The sequence below is a fragment of the Sphingopyxis sp. H073 genome (assembly GCF_001468395.1).
Classification (GTDB): Bacteria; Pseudomonadota; Alphaproteobacteria; order Sphingomonadales; family Sphingomonadaceae; genus Sphingopyxis.
Map to the genome: position 1 here is coordinate 1 of NZ_LNSG01000017.1, position 13,761 is coordinate 13,761.

17 protein-coding genes are annotated in these 13,761 nt (G+C 50.6%); 7 read left to right on the forward strand and 10 right to left on the reverse strand.

The annotated features are described in order from the left end of the window. Nucleotides 1-312 precede the first annotated feature (312 nt). From ATE64_RS21350 to ATE64_RS21845, 5 genes are all read right to left on the reverse strand, one after another. Nucleotides 313-1,506: a phage major capsid protein gene (locus ATE64_RS21350; RefSeq protein WP_082657919.1), complete on the reverse strand. Its 1,194-nt coding sequence runs from the start codon at nt 1,504-1,506 to the stop codon at nt 313-315. A gap of 115 nt (nt 1,507-1,621) precedes the next feature. After that, nucleotides 1,622-2,428 carry an HK97 family phage prohead protease gene (locus ATE64_RS20125; RefSeq protein WP_058456491.1) on the reverse strand — a complete coding sequence of 269 codons (807 nt, stop codon included), beginning with the start codon at nt 2,426-2,428 and terminating at the stop codon, nt 1,622-1,624. A gap of 33 nt (nt 2,429-2,461) precedes the next feature. Further along, a complete protein-coding gene (locus tag ATE64_RS21355) occupies nt 2,462-3,820 on the reverse strand; it encodes a phage portal protein (RefSeq protein ID WP_082657921.1) in 1,359 nt (452 codons plus the stop codon). A gap of 43 nt (nt 3,821-3,863) precedes the next feature. Next, nucleotides 3,864-5,267 (reverse strand): terminase family protein, encoded by a 1,404-nt coding sequence (locus ATE64_RS20135; protein ID WP_058456493.1) that lies wholly within the window; start codon nt 5,265-5,267, stop codon nt 3,864-3,866. Then, entirely contained in the window at nt 5,264-5,797 is a 534-nt protein-coding gene (locus ATE64_RS21845; RefSeq protein WP_156416652.1) for a hypothetical protein, read from the reverse strand. The genes ATE64_RS20135 and ATE64_RS21845 overlap by 4 nt, the downstream gene beginning before the upstream one ends. A gap of 297 nt (nt 5,798-6,094) precedes the next feature. On the opposite strand from ATE64_RS21845, the gene ATE64_RS20145 reads away from it, so the two are divergent. The 4 genes from ATE64_RS20145 to ATE64_RS20165 all read left to right on the forward strand — a co-directional run bounded on the left by ATE64_RS20145 (nt 6,095) and on the right by ATE64_RS20165 (nt 8,321). Next, nucleotides 6,095-6,562 carry a hypothetical protein gene (locus ATE64_RS20145; protein ID WP_058800396.1) on the forward strand — a complete coding sequence of 156 codons (468 nt, stop codon included), beginning with the start codon at nt 6,095-6,097 and terminating at the stop codon, nt 6,560-6,562. 10 nt (nt 6,563-6,572) lie between these two features. Continuing rightward, on the forward strand, nt 6,573-7,211 hold the full coding sequence (locus ATE64_RS20150; protein ID WP_058800395.1) for a hypothetical protein: 639 nt from the start codon (nt 6,573-6,575) through the stop codon (nt 7,209-7,211). A gap of 67 nt (nt 7,212-7,278) precedes the next feature. Next, nucleotides 7,279-7,803, forward strand: coding sequence for a hypothetical protein (locus ATE64_RS20155; protein ID WP_156416654.1), 525 nt, complete (start codon nt 7,279-7,281; stop codon nt 7,801-7,803). A 212-nt stretch (nt 7,804-8,015) separates the two neighbouring features. Continuing rightward, nucleotides 8,016-8,321: a hypothetical protein gene (locus ATE64_RS20165; RefSeq protein ID WP_058456499.1), complete on the forward strand. Its 306-nt coding sequence runs from the start codon at nt 8,016-8,018 to the stop codon at nt 8,319-8,321. Nucleotides 8,322-8,847: 526 nt separating this feature from the next. Here ATE64_RS20165 and ATE64_RS21850 read toward each other — a convergent pair. The 3 genes from ATE64_RS21850 to ATE64_RS20175 form a co-directional block, all read right to left on the reverse strand. Further along, nucleotides 8,848-9,153, reverse strand: a complete 306-nt coding sequence (locus tag ATE64_RS21850) for a hypothetical protein (protein WP_156416655.1) — start codon at nt 9,151-9,153, stop codon at nt 8,848-8,850. Between the two features lie 204 nt (nt 9,154-9,357). Further along, the gene (locus ATE64_RS20170; protein ID WP_058456500.1) at nt 9,358-9,858 is read right to left on the reverse strand and encodes a hypothetical protein; all 501 of its coding nucleotides are present in this window, start codon (nt 9,856-9,858) and stop codon (nt 9,358-9,360) included. Next, nucleotides 9,855-10,064, reverse strand: a complete 210-nt coding sequence (locus tag ATE64_RS20175; RefSeq protein WP_058800191.1) for a hypothetical protein — start codon at nt 10,062-10,064, stop codon at nt 9,855-9,857. The genes ATE64_RS20170 and ATE64_RS20175 overlap by 4 nt, the downstream gene beginning before the upstream one ends. 780 nt (nt 10,065-10,844) lie before the next feature. On the opposite strand from ATE64_RS20175, the gene ATE64_RS21360 reads away from it, so the two are divergent. Together ATE64_RS21360 and ATE64_RS20185 are read left to right on the forward strand one after the other, a co-directional pair. After that, the gene (locus tag ATE64_RS21360; protein WP_082657923.1) at nt 10,845-11,372 is read left to right on the forward strand and encodes a site-specific integrase; all 528 of its coding nucleotides are present in this window, start codon (nt 10,845-10,847) and stop codon (nt 11,370-11,372) included. Between the two features lie 47 nt (nt 11,373-11,419). After that, nucleotides 11,420-11,830, forward strand: a complete 411-nt coding sequence (locus ATE64_RS20185) for a hypothetical protein (RefSeq protein ID WP_058456501.1) — start codon at nt 11,420-11,422, stop codon at nt 11,828-11,830. A 103-nt stretch (nt 11,831-11,933) separates the two neighbouring features. Here the strand turns inward: ATE64_RS20185 and ATE64_RS21860 are convergent, their stop codons facing one another. Next, a complete protein-coding gene (locus ATE64_RS21860) occupies nt 11,934-12,278 on the reverse strand; it encodes a hypothetical protein (protein ID WP_156416656.1) in 345 nt (114 codons plus the stop codon). A 66-nt stretch (nt 12,279-12,344) separates the two neighbouring features. After that, nucleotides 12,345-12,725 (reverse strand): hypothetical protein, encoded by a 381-nt coding sequence (locus ATE64_RS21865; protein WP_156416657.1) that lies wholly within the window; start codon nt 12,723-12,725, stop codon nt 12,345-12,347. Nucleotides 12,726-12,885: 160 nt separating this feature from the next. On the opposite strand from ATE64_RS21865, the gene ATE64_RS20195 reads away from it, so the two are divergent. Beyond that, nucleotides 12,886-13,725 (forward strand): hypothetical protein, encoded by an 840-nt coding sequence (locus ATE64_RS20195; RefSeq protein ID WP_058456503.1) that lies wholly within the window; start codon nt 12,886-12,888, stop codon nt 13,723-13,725. Nucleotides 13,726-13,761: the final 36 nt, after the last annotated feature.

A 13,761-nucleotide genomic window follows, 5' to 3' on the forward strand; every position in this document is an offset into this window, starting at 1 on the left:
TACGGGCTCCGCTACGCAGCCCATTGCTTCAACCGCGCTGATGCGCAAAACAACCGCCCGGCTCTAATACCAGCTGGGGGAAAGCTGGGGGTCACGTCACCTGTCGTAAGCTGGAACCCTATTGCGATACGCGGGTGGACAGTTTCAGCTAGGATGACATTTGCGTCGTTTAATGTGAGCCACGAATTTGCGTCCGTGCCTGATGTTTTTATCTCTGCTACCATATGGTGGATGACCTCACTTTTTATGTATTTATTGGAGGCAGCAGAAAGGGGCCGACCTTAGGCCGACCCCTCCCTGATGTTCTGATTATTAATCGCCTGATGCGACAGTGAGAACCAAACCGCGAACAGCTTGGAAGTCTGTCAAAACACCACCGATACGTTGACGTGAGTGATACTTGATGAAGCCCGGTGCGGTCACTTCATCGCGGATCATTTTCACTGGGCTATATTGGTTCACAATATACTTGGAGAAGTCACCAACAAGTGCGACTGGTTTGCCAGCAGCGGTTGCGATTGTTGGTAAGAAATCGTCCACATAATATGGGACACCCCAGATAGTGCCAGGTTGTGCGCCAGCTACGCCTTGTGCGCCTGCCCATTGGAAATTCTTGTTAGCATCTTGTGACTTGCGGAGTTTCAATTCAAGCTCGCTTGAGATGATAACGCCGTGTGATGTGCTGCCTTTGAATTTGCTGTGTAGGGTAGAGAAATAGTCAGCAAAAATGCCGAACCAATCGTCGGTGCCATCGTCTGCAATTTCTGCGCTAAAGACGCCCAATTTACCGATTGAATTGGTAAAGCGGTCTGCGTTTCCTGCTGCTTGTGTAAGGGTCAATAAGCCGGTGTTGATTGAGGTGACGTCTGAAACGCCATTCAAGGTGTTGGTGGTTGTGCCGAGCATCAATTCGCTCGCCATTTTCTCACCCATATTTTCACCAACTGAGCGGACAACTTCGCCAGCTAAGTCGATAACTGCGTCACCTTCTTCTGCCCATGCAGTCCATTTTTGGCTGTCATAAACGTCGAATTGACCCATGACGATTTCTGCATAGGTATCGACTGTGCCAGCTTCTAATGCGCCTTTTTCAGTGCGGGTTCGTGCGTCTGAACCGTCGATTTTAACGAGGGTGCTGTATTTTGAACCGCTGTTGATGACCTTTGCCAAAGCAAAAAGTGGCGAGGTCTTTCTGATATAATCAGTGACTTCTGGGTTGAATATCTTTGGGAGCGCATAGCCACCTTCTGCATCAACGGTGATTGATGCTTCAGTTGCCTTAAGGCTCAAGTTGTAATTTGCTGCACCTTTGATGATGAGGTTTGAAGCTGCGAGCTTGTCAGCCTTTTCATCGACCTTGGTGTCGTCGGTTTTGATGCTTGAACGCTTTGCGTTTGCATCTTCCAATGCTTCGAGACGTGATTTCACTTCGTCGATAGCGGAAGCGTCAGCTTTGGTATCGAGTTCGTCGAATAATTGGTCAATTGAGTTGGTTTCTTTAGTCATTATATTCCTCGACTATTTGCCGAGGGAATGACCAAAATGCCGGTTCCAAACGGTGAGACAGCGGCTCAAAATGAGTGCTGGTTGAACTTATAAATCTATTTAGTAGGATGCGTGATTATGCGCGTGATTTAAGACGCTTTCTGATCTTGTAATCGAGCCATTTTGCGTCCAATTCCTTGTTGAACGCATCTTCCTCGTCGTCAGATTCCGCGCCTTCATCCTCTGCTACCTCTTCCTCATCCTCTTCAACAGGATCAGCTTTTTCGTCGGCTTCATCTGTGGTTTCGTCTGTGGCTGGTTCAGTAGTATCATCAACAGTGTCGCCATCTGTGCTGTCGTCAGTTTCTTCATCTTCTTCGTCGCTTTCCTGAGCAGCCTTCATGTCTAAAAATGCCTGATACTCCTTGAACAACACTTCGATTTCTTCCTCATCGCATTCTGGAAAATCGGTGGATAATGCGCTCTTGACGGCGATCAATTTGGCTTGGTCATTTGCAGGAATGGTGACCGCGCTAATTTCAGCCAATGCTATCTCTTGAAGGCGGTTGATTGGTCGGCCATTTGGCGCTCTATCAGCTAAGGATTTCATCAAACGGAAGCCTATGGAGAAGCTGTCAACGACACCCTCTTGAAGCTGAATGCGGGCATCTTGCCCTGCGGTGCTGTTTGAAAATCGGGCTTTGAAATACAAGCCCTGTGGTTCGTCACGCAATTCCTCGATGACGCCAATTGGCTGCTTCATATCGTGCTGCCAAAGGAATTTGACCTTGTGCTTGCTCTCTTGAAGGGTCTTGGTGAATGCTCCGCGTTCAACAATGTCGCCGTAGGAGTCGATATTTCCATATGTGGAGGCAAATCCCTCAACATAATTGTCGTCGATAAGCTGTGCCTTAAAACTCTTCGTCAAAAATGGTTTTGTCATATGTTCGCGATGCTGCCTTTTTGTTTTATTTATTTATCGCTGGCCATTTCTGCGTGATGTGTCCGCGTTGTGGGACACCTGACGGGGTTCGTCAGATGGGACGTCAGTTGCTGGGTCGATAGGTGCGGCTGATTCCGCTGGTTCTGGCTTCGCTGTAGGAAGCTCATCACCGCCTTTGATTGGTTCCATGCCAATCATTGCGCGCAACTCGTTCACGGTTGCGATTTTCATTGATGAAGCAGCTTTGGCTAACTCCATCTTGTCGGTCTTTAGATACTCAATTTCGCTCTCGTCGATGGAGAGGACACATCTTTTGTCGGCTGTGTTATCTCGCAAGAAGGCTTGGATATGACCTAATATCCAGTCAACTCTTGGCTTCAATTCGCCCGTGTAGAATATGCGGTCAACGCCACGTTGGTTGGCATATGACGCTTCGCCTTCCATGTTGACCATGACGGCAGGAACACCAAAGGCTGAGCATATTGCGCGTTCAAGCTGATTGCGGATTTGGACTAAATCCATCTCCTTCAATGTCATCTGGGCGCTAAGGAATTGGGTGCCGTCAGCTACATATTGGATTTCGTTTAGCTCGCTGATTTTCTTCAATCGGGATTCTAGCTCAGCGAATTGCTCGTCGGTCAATTCCTCGATGTTGTTGGGCAGGGAAAGGAACCCCTGATTGCGACCGCCTGATTTGAACCTCTTGTTGAGCATCCCGTCGATAAGCAGCCACAAATCGACAGAACGGATTATCGCGTCACCGCTTCCGCTGCCTGACGATGAACTGAATGGATTGTGATGCTGAATATGGAGCAGGGAGCCTTGTATCTCATGCAAGCGCCCGTCTGGCCCGCGCTTATACACGGCATCCACCATTGATGGGATTTCAGGGTTGGTATGAAAGACAAGCTCTGGCTCACCACCACCGCGCAATGCCTTTGCTGGGTTGTATGCGATGAAATTATTGACTGGATCGTTGTCGATGAAGTCCTGTCTCAGAACCTCTAATGTCGGTGACTGACCGGGAGTGGTGTTTAGGAAAAGCCAACCATCGCCACCTAGGTCTAATTCCGTTTCGACAACGGACAGCATTTGGTTGAATGTGCGGTCAACGAAATTGGGACGTTCGATCAATCGACGGGTATAATCATTTCCCTTTTCTACCTGAACTTGAACGGATCGTATCTTGTTTGCGCGTATGTCGATGCAGCGACGTGATACAGGGCAATCTAGGTAGAGCTTTTTCGCACGGAGCGCATAATTGGCGGTGTTAGTCCATGATTCCTCTGTGACTAATCCTGCGCCAGAGAGCATCCATGAGCGATTGCGATTGTGCTGTTCGTCTTTGCTATAATCCGCCGATTTTTTGTAAAACCTATCCAATAACCCCATTTTTAATCCTCGATACGAAACTCCTGCTATTTATTGAAAGCGATCAGAACAGACGGCCTGTTGCCATGAACGGACTTAGGCGCGCAGCCTTGGCCTTGCAGACGTGATTTACCGCCTGTGTGAATGCGTCACCCCTATCAGGCGATTTGGCCAACTCTGGCTCCCATTCCTTTAGCTGGCGCTCTAGCTCTTGGTGGTAGCCATAGATGGCAACGCGCCCCAGCTCGTAGTGAACGAACGCCTCTTGCGCGCGCTGCCACTTGCTCTTGTTGCCAACAGTCACCTCAATGACGCGCAAGCGTAGCCCTGCGTTCGCCAGCTTCATCTTGATAAGATCGGCCGTCCCAACGTGGCCGTTGGTTTCCAGCAAGATATAATCCCGCGATCCGTTCTTGAGGTATGTCTGTGCGAGGCTGACAACCTGATTGGTCCAGACCTCGATGTTGTCCTGTGTGGAGCAGTCCATAATGACGCTGACATTGTTCTGGCGCCCCACGCGCTTCTCACCGCAAAGCAAGATGCCAGTCTCGTCCCTTTTGCCCTGTGAAGGGTCGATGGAGAGGAAACGGGTTTGGCACGTCCCTGCATATACCTCAGGGGCTAGCGTGGCTTCGACGCGCCTCTGAGCTAGGTTATCGCTGTTCCAAAGATCGCCATCGACCTCTAAGTCCTCCCCTAAGACTTCCTCACGCGCTCTGGCGCTGGTCAAGTCCTTGGACATGGCGGTTAGATACGCTGGGTCCAAATGCCGGTTATCGAGCGTGGTGGCCGTTGACGTGATGACAATGCCGGCGTCTGGTCGGTTCGGGATCTCGCGCAGCCATTGCTTCGTGCGCTTAGGCGTAGTGGTGAGTATCAGGCGGGTGCCGCGTTCGTGGTAATTACGGATGCAGCGCATGAGGTTGTCAAAGCTGGCTTCTGAGCGCCATTTGACTAACTCGTCTGCCCAACCCCAGAGCAAGGATGGACCTCGAATATCTTCTGGATTGTCAGCAGTTCTGATTATGGCGGTTGACCCATTAGGCCAGCGCACGATGTTTTCGTGTTTGTTGTAATGGGGGATGAAATCGTCAGGGGCAGTTGCGAGCAGACCGCTATCGCCCTCTATCATGGTATCTCGAACGTCTTTGACGGTTGCCCCGACTAAGATACCCTGTCCGCCGGGAAACCAATCACGCGCAAAGACATGGCAATTAGATGATGCAGCATGGGTCTTGCCAGCACCGCGGCCCATCTTGAGTTGCCAAATGCGCCAATCGCCATCTGGCATCCGTTGATGTTCTTCTAAGGCGAAAATCGGGTCAGCTAGTAGGTCAAATATATCTTCGCGAAACTCGTCGTCTTGCTGCTCAAGCCAGTCCTGATAAACGTCGAAACCAAGGCTTCTGATATGCCCTTTTATGTCGTCAATTAGATCGTATTTTTCGTTAAGTGATAGTCCTCTCATTCATCTCCTTCGGATGGATTATTTTCAGGTGGTGCAATCTGCTTCATGCGACGCATCATCTTCCTCAATCTCTCTTCCTTACGTTCCTCGCGAGCAGCCTCCACATTGATTTGCTTGTTTGCTTCCTGCTGAGCGCGAAATAGCAACTCCTGCAATTTGAGCAGTCCCATTGCCTTTGAGTTTGGATTGATGGCGCTGTAGAGATATTCATACAGGGCCAATTCCATCGGCGAATTGCATTGCTGCTTGAACTCATCCGCTGTCATTTCGCGGCTCATTCGTATCAAATTCTGGATATGCAATGTGGGGTCAGTGAAAGATATATTGGGAGGAGTTTTCATCCTGAATGTGCGCTGTGGGCCTTGCTCTATCTCAGCATTTAACAACCCAGATAACTCGTCTGGCGAGTTTACGATTGTCAGCCCTTTATCGCGGGAATGTGGCTTGCGGAAAACACTAGGCTTCTGTGCTTGCCAATGGTCCTTGACCTGCTTTTCTGTGGGCTGCTGGTAGGGAGTTTGTTTCTTCATCCTGTATTTATAACGATGCACGGATGATCGCCCGTCAGACAGAAAAAGCGGGCTTTTACACCCGCTTTCTCAATAACCCTTTGCCCACCTTAACTGAACTGTAGCCCCCATGACTCGATGATTGAGCAGCGTTGACGCGAGTAGCCCAATAATGCCCTACGACTAGGAGGGGGCCAAGCTATTCCGCGCAGGTGGACCGATGTTAGCGCCGCGAGTCAAACGCCCCTATAGGAGTCCAATCACCAGTCCTTTGAACTATTTAGTCGATTTTAATGGCAATCGCGGTAGGGCCGCGTGATGACATACATTCCTACTCTGGACGAAATGGCGGCAGCGATCGCGCCCTTGATGAAGCTCAGGGCAAAGATGAAACTGCAAGGCGCAATACACCGTTGGTCCAATATGGTGACGGCAGACTTGGTGCTGACGGCGGTTGATGCGCCTGAGCCTTTTCCTAAGAAAATGACACCTCTCTATCATCGCAGGGAACGCGAGTTTGGGGAGAGGTTGGAAAAGGCCTTGGGGCCGAATTGGATAGTCGTAGCGCAACTCGATCTCACTCAACCCGTCTGGGCGTTGCATGACAATGAAGCCGTCAGAACGGTGCTATATGCCCCTGACAAGACGATCCTGCTCTACAGCAAACAGGGTGATGACATTGTGCCTGGCACTGATAAACGGTCAGGCACCTCTATATCGTTCGGCTATATTGCAGCCGAGTTCGAGACTGAGGAATTGAAGGTAGCGTGGCAGATTTGCCGCTAAGGGGGAAACAGTGTTCTTATTGACTGCTATGCTCTTGATGGCGGGACAGGCCGAAACCGGCACTTCCCTTGATACCGCGCTATCCAATTCGGAGCAGATAACCGACCGCGCTATCTCGTGTATGGACGCCGCATTCAAGGCAGAAATGAAAAACCATCTTGCCGATGCAACGCCCGAATTAGTGGTGGATGCTGCCATTGCGTCGTGCGCCCATCTTAAAGCCGAATACGCCAAAGCAGTCGTAACGCCTGACACATATATCTCGACAGAGAAGGGCGCGGAATTGGCCGATGATTGGCTGGCGACCTTGCGCGAGACATACATCAAGCACGTTGAGAAGTCTCTGTCCGATCCTGAATTTGCGGAGAAGCGGTCCAGATTGCTCACAATGATGTGGTCTGATTGTATCAGAAAGAAGGCGGTGGATTGGTCACGCTTGAAGGACGAAGCAGCGACAGTTGGGAAGGCAGCGGTCACTTCCTGCTCCAGCGAGCGGGCGAACCTGCGGCGTGCGCTCTCCTATTCTCTCAGAGCCAAGAAACTGCCAGATTCGGCAGCGGACACAGTGTTGGAGAAAGTGGAAGCCCAAATGCAGGATAAAGCCGTTGAGACGGTTATCTCAGAGCGAGCCAAGCGCCTACCGAAGTGACAACGTAGCTGCCCTAGACTTGTAGTTCACCCGAATGCTACCGCTGGCGACAGTAAAAGGGGGGATTATGAAGAAGAGGCTTGCCGCACTGGCGATATTGACGCTTGCAGGTTGTGGCGAAGCTACCCCGCCACCTGAACCACCAGCACCGTTCAAGCTGGACGGCATGATCCTCGCTGGATCGCCCGCAGACGCGAAGCAATCGGGCTTTACCGAATGCGACGAACCTAATGACATGGGCGTAACCTGCTCAACCAAAGGCGGCGTCACAATCATGGGAGCGCAAGCCAGAAGCGCGAACGTGTGGCTGAAATGGGAGATTGGTGACGAGAAGCGGGCAATCTCTGACCTGAAATACGACAATGTGGCCGCACAATTCTGGCCAGTCGATTTCGACTATGACTGTGGCAAAGAAGGCGACAAATACGCCTGTGCGAAAGACCAAAGCCATCCTCTCGTCGTCCTAGAGCGCAAGCTAGTCAAAGACGGATGGCTGGCCACAGACCGACGCTGGGGGACCGAGTATTACCATCCCAATCAGCCCTACATCATCTCCGTCAACGATGGCCGCGTATGCGATCAGCCTGTATAGCCGGATTGTGTCTCACCTCTACGAACACGTCGATAATGAGGGCGACATAGAGCGGTGCAAGAATGATCCTGTGCCAAACCGCCACGCTGCAATCCACGGCTTCGTTGCCTACTCGACTGAGCATAACTCATTCAACGCCATCGTGATGGCTGAGACCATGCTGTCGCTAATAGCTGATTTGAAGAACGCCAAGAACGCTACTGAGGACTGATATGAGTGACAAGCAAATGACCAAGGCTGAGTGGAAGGCGGCTAAGGCGCGCATCTACCATTTTGGCCATTTCATGTTGCTGCTCATCCAGTTGCTGAGCGTCTTAGGTATGGCATTCTGCGGGCTGCTCATATTGATGATGATCCTCCGTCCAATGCCTGACACCGAGACGATTATCACGGTGACAGTCTCTACGGTTGCAGCAGTGTCCATATGGCGCGGAACGACCAAGATGCTGAACGCGGTGGGTAAACATGGCAGGGACTATTATTACGACCCGTTTAGAGACGGTGATTGGTCAGAATGACGGGCATCTGATTGACTTTCAGAAAACGGTTTTCAGGCGGCGTGTGTCATGACCAGTTACGCAAGCGGCCCAGCCAATCAACAGACCTTTGTAACCACCAATATGTCAATCTAAATCAGAACAATATGCCATGATAGTGTGAAGGATCGTATTTTTAATGATTCTTACGGGTCTTTCATATGATGATACAAAGTGGTCTATAGAATGGACCAATTTGTCAATCCGATATATTTTGGCATTCTGGCTCGACTTTGACACATATGGATATAGGCATTTGATATGGAGGTCTGCCATTCAGCGGATAAGCTGGGTGATGCTCAGGACCATGCCAACAATCGTGTCAATCGAACAATCAGACAAAATAAAAATAAAAATGTCTGTTTCTGGTCGATTCGACATATCAATCATGTAGGCATTATGTGTGGAGGTCTGCCTTCCTAGGCAGGTGCTGAGCGGTGGATAAAACCATAGCCGTCCTGATACCATAGGACACCCACTGATGGGCCGAGCGGTGGTTCAGAAACTATTAGGCGACTATCCAATCATCGTGCGGGATATTTGATTCCCTGATCGATGGCTGGGCAGCAACAATGTCTGCTGGGGTTCGTATAATGGTATAAGTGCTACCATCGACGAATGATGCCTCTATCTGGTCCTTAGCTGCTGTGATGACTGTGCCAGATAGGCGATGACGATTGATAAAGTCGATATCGAACTTATCGCCCACGGCCGGCTGATATGGTGGCTGCTCGTCGATCCACGGTGATGGAATTACATTCAGACGCGCGCCTCGCTGCAATCCGACCCAATGCGTTACGGCTAGCCAATCCATCGAAAACCCCCTCTGACCGTCTTCAAAGGCTGGTGATAGTCGCTGTTTTTCATGTTGGAAAGGTCAGAAAGAGAAGGCAATAACCTCAGAAAGTATGCCTTTTCCGGGTTGACACGCTCAGCGAAAAAAGGCGACCAAGCCCGCCCTTCAAGCTATCCCCATCATCGTCACATTCTGCCGTGTTAAACTGTTGCCGTCCAACAGCTAGTCATCGCGCTTATATGGTCCTACGTCGATACCAGTCTTCTTATGAAGCAGTTTCCGTAGTTCATCGCGCTCGTTTTTCAGGTTCCGATTATCGGTTCTGAGCTTAGCTTCGCCTATCTGTTTCAGGTAGAGTGCCTTCCTGACTCGTCCCTGTTCCGTGACCAATTTGCTGAGCGATTTCGATAGCTCGTCAATCTGTTCGGATTGCTTCAATACGAACTCAATCAGCGTGTCGAGTTTAGCTGGAATGAGGACCGATTTCTGATAGTCCATCATCCTTGTGTGGCTGTCTTTGTTGTCTCGTATCTGCTTTATACGTGTCTCAGTCGTTTCAAGCTCTATCGCTAGGCCTCTTACCGATCGTCCTTTCGCTAACTCCTGTTCGACATATGTGATTTCATTTTTTGTCAGTTCAGGGGTGATCGCGTGGCCAAATTGATTGATGACTGGATTGCCTTCTTTGTCGAGGACTTTCCTTCTCAGGTGCTTTTCGTTCACTCGTTATCGTTCTCCTCCGCGATCATAATCTGAGCGGCGATTAGGTCAGCTTCCGTCTCAAAATGGACGGTGATGCCGTCGCCGTCATCATCATGCTCGAACCCAACCATCGAAATTCCGTTGGAGTCACATTCCCTTATGAACGCGCTGGCTTGTTCATTTGTCTCATGGCGTATCTGCCATTTGGTGCCTCGTCCGTTCATCATAGGAGCAACCTCGCGGCTGTTAGGTCGCTTTCGTTGGCGAAGTATAAGGTGGTGCTGTTAGTCAGACCGAGGCTGCCGTCGCTGACTCTGCCAACGACCTTTATGCCGTGAGTTTCACAGGTCCGTATAAATTCATAGACCGAGTTTGATAAAGTGATCTCGTGAGGTTCTGGTCCGGGCGCCACGGAAAAGCGACTCTCGACCTTTAAGCCGCATTCAGTCTCCTTTCCTTCCATCAGTATCATTTCGCCCCCTTGTTGATCGTGATTTTTCTTGACGCTCTGAACCAAGTGGACGGCCTATCCCAACGCGCAAAGCCATAGCGGAAGCGCTCGAATAGGTTGAACTGCTTTCCCAGCACCACTCGTATTTTGCCTTAACGGCATCTGATAATTGCTCTGTTTTCTGTCATCGTCACGGACCCGCCGCCGCGATTACGCTTGACGGTGACGCCTTTCTTTAACTTCATAATATGGTTCATGCTCCCAATCTCCCTTTGAGTTTTGTTTTCACCATTGCAGCAATGCGCTTTCTGACATGCTTAGGCGATTGCGGCTTGCCTAACTTGGCCTGACGCATTCGTTCTTTCGTAATGTCGGACTTAGGGACGCCTCGGTTTCTATCACCGATTATCCTTGCCTGTTCAGCCCTTCTCTCTGGTGTCCACTGCTTATTCTTCTTCATATCTGTATTTATAAAAATCAGACCGTAATTGCCTTTTCTGGCTCGTATTATGGAGACAGATATGTAGGTCGAACGAACTGAAAGGAGGTTTGTTCGATGAAAGCGCCGATCCTAAGCGATGACCAGTTTGCCACTGTCTTCCGTCATGCGGAAGATATGAACCGTCCTAAGATGTATCGCTTGATGCTTTTACTCTCTGTCAAACTCGGATTGCGTCCGATGGAGTTGGCAGGGCTTGATAGCAGTTGGTTTCGTCCCAACGAACTCCGCATTCCGATTGGTCATTCCAAGCGCAAGAGCGGGCGTTCAATTCCCATCAATGAGGAAATCCTTGTCGCATTGCGTGAGCATATCGGTTCGCGTGAAGGTCGAGTGTTCCTCAATCATTCAGGCAATGCGTTCTCGCCTAGAGGTATTTCAGAGGCGATGACGCGCTTGTATGATCTCGCGGGGATTGCGGAAGGGTCGTGCTACTCAGGGCGGCGCACACTTGCCACCAACATGGTTGATCGTGGCATTAACATAGCTGTCGTATCGAAAGTGCTAGGACATAGCTCGATTGCGACCACCCAGAATTATATCGGTGTCACTGATCGCATGATGGCGAACGCACTGTTTGGTTGACTTCTCGATTTTTTGGTATCACCCATCACACACGAAGGAGCATGGTTATGTCGCTTACTGATTTTTTCATTCCCAAGGCCGAGGCTGAGTATCACAAGAAGCCCGCTAAGGCTGCCAAGGAAAAGGACATTCGCACGCCCGTTATCAAAGGCATCGACAAGCAGCTTGGCTATCTTGATGGCGCTGCGCCTGAGGGTAAGCGCAAGATCACATGGTATGACATCAAGGACAATGAGGCCAAGGTGTCGGTGCGCTATGGTAGCCGCCCTATCGAGATTGCCACCAAGGACGGCATTGCCAAAGAAGGCATCATTCCCGCTGACAAGATCAAGGCGTTCTATGCTGCGGTGAAAAAGGCCGTTCAAGCTGGCGAGCTGGACGATGCAATCAAGGCCGTCGCTTTCCGCACTCCCAAGGAGGAAGCGCCTAAGAAGCGTGGCCGTAAACCCAAGGCATAAATATCACGCCCCGTAAGGGGTTTTGTAAAGCACTGGACAGCCCATCAGTTTTGGTGGGCTGTCTTGCTATGTGCTTTGTGTGCGTCAGATACCCATTAACGCCTTAGGGGTGCTGAGCGGCCCACATCTGAAACGGGATTGCGAACCCATCCCGCATTTCTTCTGAGCCAAATGAGCCACGCATAGCGTAGTCCAGTTCACGCCCATAACGAGTTGATAGCTCGTCATACTTTTGGACAAATGCGTCATGACAAAGCTGCGGCCAAAAGACGACCCACAGACCATCTTCGCATTCGATCATATGATCTTCGATGTGTAGCGATTTATCGGGTAGCTCAATGCCATATATGGCCCCCACCTTGTTCGCTCGCTTGTTGGCCTGAAATGCCTTTTTTAATTTGATACGATTTCGATTTTTCAACTTATTTTCCTTTTCAATTGAGCGCACGTCACCCCCTTGCAAAGCGCAGGGCTGAGCAAGTGGGATTAGTGCTGGTTTTTGGATTAGCTGTTGTTAGGCAGCAAAGACGTGAGCGAAACGACTGGTGCTAGGCACAGGTGTATTTTCGTCGATTTTGGTGAGCGACTGAAAATATGCGTCCATGTCACGCACGAGGGATTCCTCGTTGTCATTGGTGTAGCAATCATCAGCGATGAGTTGGATTTGCTGCGGGCTAAGCGCACCAATTCCAGTGTCGCCGCTGTTTGCTACTGCCAGCCACCGCATAGCGCACATTGCTTTGAGGTGATTGACTTCGCCGCGTTCACGACGCTGCTCGATTTCATAGAGCAGACGATCATATTTTGTGAACGTAGCTTTTTTGGGCTTAGGCGCAAACACGCGCTTGAGGTCCAAACCAACGCGAAGTGCGTTAGGGGTAGTTGTATTAGACATGTTTTAGTCTCCTGAGCGATGGTGAAATTGAGTGGCCTATCGCCCGTCGTGCTCACTCAAACGACGTTGCGCTGTTGCTGCGTCGATGAGCTATTGATACGTCAGGGTTGCCTTGATAGGTGAGTAACTCGATGATATTCTAAGAAACGAGTTAACCTGCATGGCCAAACGATGGACCCGCAACAGCGTCGTTGAGCGTCAGGGGCGACGCCTTAATCTGGCTGGAATTGGTCGGACAAGGTTCTTCTATGATGCCTTGCGTGTCAGCCCTAGCTACGAGCTTGCTCGATTGGAGAGCGTGGGCCTGCTTTCAGGCCGTGAGACTTTGCCGGCCGATTTTGATACCGTGCGGGCAGTTTATGATGACCTAGGCGACGTGACGCTTGACCTAGAAGAATGGGTGGAGCGTTTTGCGTTCAGAGCCTTTAGCCACGGCGGGAAAGCGCCTAGCGTCACCAGCTTGGGAGTTATGCGCTATGGGGCTGATCCAGCGTCTGTCAGCGTCGAGGACTTTGCTGCCTCAACTTGGGTAGCCCAAGGGGAGCGAAGCACTCTCATGGCTGCTATACCGCTTGGAATGCCCAAGGCGCGCATATTGAAGCAGATTGCCGATTTGCTCGATCAGGTTCAGCCCACAGACCGTGACACCTCGCCGGTTGTGCCAAAATACAAGGTGGAATCTGACAGGCGCATCGTCACAGGCGCACGGAAATATCTGCGTTGCTTGTCGATCAAAGCCACTCACGTTGACGAACCGCTGTGGAAGATCGGCCTACGGGCCAAGCTCAGCAGAACCTATAGCGGGATGCTGGACCCACAGAATCCGCCTCCAAAGCACAAGGAGGTCGATTACAAAAGCTCGCTCAAAATCCTTACCAGCCGTGCGCTGCTACGTGGACATATGATTGCGGAGAACGCAGCTAGGGGCATTTTCCCCAGCTATGCCAAATGCGAACACGCTTTGCCTGTGGACTACGAGTTCATCAAAGAACGTCGCTGATTATCTGAACTGGCGCACGGGCGGCTTGAGATGATG

What these genes read in the sequence shown, in the direction of transcription:
- ATE64_RS20125 (WP_058456491.1), bottom strand. Translation starts at nt 2,428, where the DNA reads ATGACAAAACCATTTTTGACGAAGAGTTTTAAGGCACAGCTTATCGAC.
- ATE64_RS21865 (WP_156416657.1), bottom strand. Translation starts at nt 12,725, where the DNA reads ATGTCTAATACAACTACCCCTAACGCACTTCGCGTTGGTTTGGACCTC.
- ATE64_RS20195 (WP_058456503.1), top strand. Translation starts at nt 12,886, where the DNA reads ATGGCCAAACGATGGACCCGCAACAGCGTCGTTGAGCGTCAGGGGCGA.
- ATE64_RS21360 (WP_082657923.1), top strand. Translation starts at nt 10,845, where the DNA reads ATGAAAGCGCCGATCCTAAGCGATGACCAGTTTGCCACTGTCTTCCGT.
- ATE64_RS20135 (WP_058456493.1), bottom strand. Translation starts at nt 5,267, where the DNA reads ATGAGAGGACTATCACTTAACGAAAAATACGATCTAATTGACGACATA.
- ATE64_RS21355 (WP_082657921.1), bottom strand. Translation starts at nt 3,820, where the DNA reads ATGGGGTTATTGGATAGGTTTTACAAAAAATCGGCGGATTATAGCAAA.
- ATE64_RS20185 (WP_058456501.1), top strand. Translation starts at nt 11,420, where the DNA reads ATGTCGCTTACTGATTTTTTCATTCCCAAGGCCGAGGCTGAGTATCAC.
- ATE64_RS20165 (WP_058456499.1), top strand. Translation starts at nt 8,016, where the DNA reads ATGAGTGACAAGCAAATGACCAAGGCTGAGTGGAAGGCGGCTAAGGCG.
- ATE64_RS20145 (WP_058800396.1), top strand. Translation starts at nt 6,095, where the DNA reads ATGACATACATTCCTACTCTGGACGAAATGGCGGCAGCGATCGCGCCC.
- ATE64_RS20155 (WP_156416654.1), top strand. Translation starts at nt 7,279, where the DNA reads ATGAAGAAGAGGCTTGCCGCACTGGCGATATTGACGCTTGCAGGTTGT.
- ATE64_RS21850 (WP_156416655.1), bottom strand. Translation starts at nt 9,153, where the DNA reads ATGGATTGGCTAGCCGTAACGCATTGGGTCGGATTGCAGCGAGGCGCG.
- ATE64_RS21845 (WP_156416652.1), bottom strand. Translation starts at nt 5,797, where the DNA reads ATGAAGAAACAAACTCCCTACCAGCAGCCCACAGAAAAGCAGGTCAAG.
- ATE64_RS21350 (WP_082657919.1), bottom strand. Translation starts at nt 1,506, where the DNA reads ATGACTAAAGAAACCAACTCAATTGACCAATTATTCGACGAACTCGAT.
- ATE64_RS20175 (WP_058800191.1), bottom strand. Translation starts at nt 10,064, where the DNA reads ATGATGAACGGACGAGGCACCAAATGGCAGATACGCCATGAGACAAAT.